Here is a 3,965-nt window from a genome sequence, read left to right as displayed (position 1 = left end):
CACTGGGCGTAGGCGTCCGGGTAGGCCGACACCTGCACCGTCTGGGCGGCCTCGGTCAGCGGCATGTCCTGCCACCCGTCGACCTGCTTCAGACCCTTCTCGAACGCCAGGGTCGCGTACTCGGGATCGGTGATCTGCTCCGGCGAACCCCAACCACTCGACGGGCGCTGCTGGAACAGGCCCAGCGAGTCGTGGTCGTTGCGGTCACCCAGGTGACCCAGGTTCTCCAGCTTCGACTCCTGCAGCGACGTGGCGATCGAGATGACCGCGGCCCGCTCCGGCAGACCGACCTTCTTCGTCGCGGCGATGATCGCCTCCGCGTTGGCGGTCTGCTCGTCGTTCAGGTCAATGTGCGACTGGGCGCCCTGCACACCATGCGGAATCAGGTTCGAGCTGTCCGGCTTGTCGGCCTGCACCGCCACGGCGGCGGGCTTGGCGGTGACGGGGCCGGTGTCGGCGTGCGCGGCGATCGGACCGGCGAACACACCACCGGTGAAAGCCAGACCAGCAATACCGAGAACGCTCTTACGCAGCATCGTGTTCATGACAAAGCTCCTTGGGGGGTTGGCGCACACCCGGTGGGGGCCGGGACGTGCGCAAGCACCGTCAGGCGCTCAAAAAGAGTGCAAGGGGGAAAGTCTCTGCCCGGTGCCAGCCGCGGGGCGGGGGCCTCTTCGCGGCGCCGGGACCATGTGTAACGACCGCCGGCCCGCCATCATTCCCGGGGGCCCGACCATCCGACCCGGTCGAGCGGGCCAGGTACTCGGTCGTACGCGATGTATAACGACCCCGGGCCAGCCACGATTCCGGCTGAGGATGCCGCCGGTCACACCCCGAAACCGGACATCCCGCCCAGACAGCCTCCGACGAAGGCGGCCAGGAACGGACAAGCGACACCAGATCGCCGAACCGGCGGTATCCGCGCCCACCGGACACCGCCACATCGCCGACACCGAGTCGATCACGCGCACAGCGCACGAGCCGCCCGGCTGCCGGCGAAACCTCGTACCGGGAAACGTCACACGCCCGACCCGGCACTCACGGGCGGACCGGAGAGAAGCTGTCAGGCGGCGGGCCAGTCCTGGGAGGCCAGACGCGGCGAGACCGCCCCGGGTGGGGCGGCCTCGAGCCAGGAGAGGAAGCCGGTGACCGTGGACCGTGCCATTGCGATCTCCACCGGCGCATGGTTGCTGGTACAGCGGAGGATCACCCAGTCGGCGGGCATGGAGAGGCGTTCCTGCCCCTCCGGGAGCCGGCGACGTTCCACGGCCAGCCCTTTGCGGGAGAGCACCCGCTTGGGGCGCAACGCGAAGCTGAACATCCGGTACCACCGCAGCTGGTCACCGGCGAACCGGCCAAAGCCGGGTGACCAGCCCCGACCGTCCAGCATGGTGGAGACCCGGACGCTGAGCCGGATGATGCCTCCGCTACGGGTGAACAGGGCCCGCCGGATGAAGAGGATCAGAAGCGCGGCGAGCACGACCGCGACGCCGATTCCGATCCCTTCCACGATCTCCATCGGCGGGTCGGCTCAGCGGGCCGGAGTGGCGGGGGTGGCGCTCTCGGCGAGGACGGTGACGCCCTCGCCGGTCACGGAGAGAAAGCCGCCGGCGACGTCGTACGCGACCTGCTGGCCACCGGCCTGCTTGATGCGGACCTGGCTGGGCTCCGCGAGCTGACCGAGCAGCGGCGCGTGGCCCGGAAGCACACCCAGCTCACCCTCGGTCGTCCGGGCGACGACCATCTCGGCCTCGCCGGACCAGACCTTCTCCTCGACGGCTACGAGCTCGACGTGAAGCTGCTGTGCCACGCTGTCTCCTTGCTGCGGCGGCGGATTGCCGAAAGTCTAGTCGCGCCCCCGAGGGCCACCCAACGCGGGTGGCGAGAGCTGCGCCACGGGCGGCGCGCGGTGCCACGCGAGCGTGCCCCGGCGTGCGCCGGGGCCCGCTCGCGCTCACGTTAACTGTTCTTCTGCTTGAATTCGGGGTGCTCCAGCATGAAGGCGTCCACCTGCTCGGTGCGGATGGCGGTGAAGAAGTCCTGCGCCGCGGGCAGCAGCTGTTCTCCCTTGTACGCCGAACCGGTGCCGATGCCCCCGCCGGGCAGCTTGATGGTCTCGATCGAGTCCGACCGGATGTTCTTCAGGGCCAGCGCGAAGTCGACCACGCTGTTGCCCCGGCCGTTGAAGATGAGCGACTGGCCGGCGGCCCGGATGACCCGGTCCAGCTTGATCGGGTTGGTCACCACGTCGGCGCTGAAAGCCTGGCTGACCATCGCCTTGATGAACTGCTGCTGGTGCCGCTGCCGGCCGTAGTCGGCGTCCGGCACACCGTTCTTCGGGTAGCGCTGCCGGACGTAGTCCAGCGCCTGCCACCCGTTGAGATGCGCGTTGCCCTTCTTGTACTCGGCCTGCGGGCCGAGGTAGCCCCCGCCGCCCGGCTTGAGCTGGCGTGCCTTGCCGTCCGGCTTCAGGTGCTCGGACTTCACGTCCCGCTCGATGTACATGTCGACGCCGCCCATCGCGTCGACGATCTTCTTGAAGCCGGTGAAGTTGATGATCGCGCCGGCGTCGAAGCGCTCGATCCCGGTGACCTGCTGCACGGTCGTTGCGAGCAGCTCGAAGCCGCGCGCGGCGTCCGGGTTCTGGCCCGGGACCCGGCTGCCGAACGACATGGCGGCGTTCAGCTTGTCGGTCTTCCCGGCGAAGTTCGCCTTGGGGAACGCGGGGATGTCCACCCGCAGGTCCCGGGGCAGCGAGAAGAGGTAGCCCCGGTCCATCCCGGCCGGTACGTGCAGGATCATGATCGAGTCGGCCAGCGGCGGCGTCTCCGGGTTGCGGGGGTCGATGCCCACCAGAAGGATGTTCAGTGGGCCCTTGATGTTGCTCTTGCGCTCCTGGGCCCCCGCCGCCTGGTCGCCGAAGAGGTCGCCCCTGCCGACCGCGCCCTCGTAGCGCGACAGCAGCGCCTCGTAGCCCACCAGCACGGCGCCGCTGAGCATCATGAGGACCACGCCGAAGACGGTGCAGACGCGGGCCCACCGGGGCACGCCCCGCCAGAAGGACCGCTTGCCGCCGTCCGAGCCGGCCTTACCCACGAGCATCTCCAATCGTCACGCCCACGACTGGAAGACGGGCGCACGGGACTGTTTCGTTGCAGAGATCCACGCCCAGAACGTGAGCGTCGTGCCACGAACGGTACCCCGCGTTCCAGCGAACCGCTTGCCCCGGAAGCGGACATCTGCTATTACCGGCCCCGAACGGAAGGAGGCCACCCCGGCTGACGCCGGGGTGGCCTCCATTGGGTGTGACCGAGGTCTAACCCTCCATCAGCTCCTTGGCCTTGGCCTCGAGGTCCTCAAGACCGCCGCACATGAAGAACGCCTGCTCGGGGAAGTGGTCGTACTCGCCCTCGCTGATCTTCTTGAACGCCTCGATGGTCTCGGCGATCGGGACCGTCGAGCCCGGCACGCCGGTGAACTGCTCGGCGGCGTAGGTGTTCTGCGACAGGAAGCGCTCGATCCGCCGGGCCCGGCCCACGGTGATCTTGTCTTCCTCGGAGAGCTCCTCGATACCGAGGATGGCGATGATGTCCTGCAGGTCCTTGTAGCGCTGCAGGATCCGCTTCACCTCGGTGGCCACCGCGAAGTGCTCGGCGCCGACGAACTCCGCGGCGAGGATCCGGGACGAGGACGCCAGCGGGTCCACGGCCGGGTAGATGCCCTTGTCGGAGATCGACCGCTCCAGGTTGGTGGTCGCGTCCAGGTGGGCGAACGTGGTGGCCGGCGCCGGGTCGGTGTAGTCGTCGGCGGGCACGTAGATCGCCTGCATCGAGGTGATGGCCTGGCCCCGGACGGAGGTGATCCGCTCCTGGAGCTCGCCCATCTCGTCGGCCAGGGTCGGCTGGTAACCCACGGCGCTCGGCATGCGGCCGAGCAGCGTGGAGACCTCGGAACCCGCCTGGGTG

Annotated in this window: 4 protein-coding genes and 1 pseudogene; all 5 read right to left on the bottom strand. The window is 68.9% G+C overall.

Annotated features, from left to right (window positions below; genetic code table 11):
• Positions 1 to 545: hypothetical protein (locus JNW87_RS35850; RefSeq protein ID WP_238455225.1), on the bottom strand; the 545-nt coding region annotated here is incomplete at its 3' end.
• Between the two features lie 518 nt (positions 546 to 1,063).
• Entirely contained in the window at positions 1,064 to 1,519 is a 456-nt protein-coding gene (locus tag JNW87_RS35845) for a DUF2550 domain-containing protein (protein ID WP_109800229.1), read from the bottom strand.
• 12 nt (positions 1,520 to 1,531) lie between these two features.
• Positions 1,532 to 1,810, bottom strand: coding sequence for a F0F1 ATP synthase subunit epsilon (locus JNW87_RS35840; RefSeq protein ID WP_089012816.1), 279 nt, complete (start codon positions 1,808 to 1,810; stop codon positions 1,532 to 1,534).
• Between the two features lie 149 nt (positions 1,811 to 1,959).
• Positions 1,960 to 3,102, bottom strand: coding sequence for an LCP family protein (locus tag JNW87_RS35835; RefSeq protein WP_109800230.1), 1,143 nt, complete (start codon positions 3,100 to 3,102; stop codon positions 1,960 to 1,962).
• A gap of 214 nt (positions 3,103 to 3,316) precedes the next feature.
• A pseudogene (locus JNW87_RS35830) lies at positions 3,317 to 3,965 on the bottom strand (F0F1 ATP synthase subunit beta); the annotation flags it as partial.

It is taken from the genome of Micromonospora sp. ATA51, from assembly GCF_016802855.1.
GTDB classification, from domain to species: Bacteria; Actinomycetota; Actinomycetes; order Mycobacteriales; family Micromonosporaceae; genus Micromonospora; species Micromonospora sicca.
The sequence above is the reverse complement of the archived record's forward strand: the minus strand, read 5'-3'. Positions and strand labels throughout refer to the sequence as shown.

Coding starts and splice junctions, on each gene's coding strand:
- JNW87_RS35845 (WP_109800229.1), bottom strand. CDS start 1,519: ATGGAGATCGTGGAAGGGATCGGAATCGGCGTCGCGGTCGTGCTCGCC.
- JNW87_RS35835 (WP_109800230.1), bottom strand. CDS start 3,102: ATGCTCGTGGGTAAGGCCGGCTCGGACGGCGGCAAGCGGTCCTTCTGG.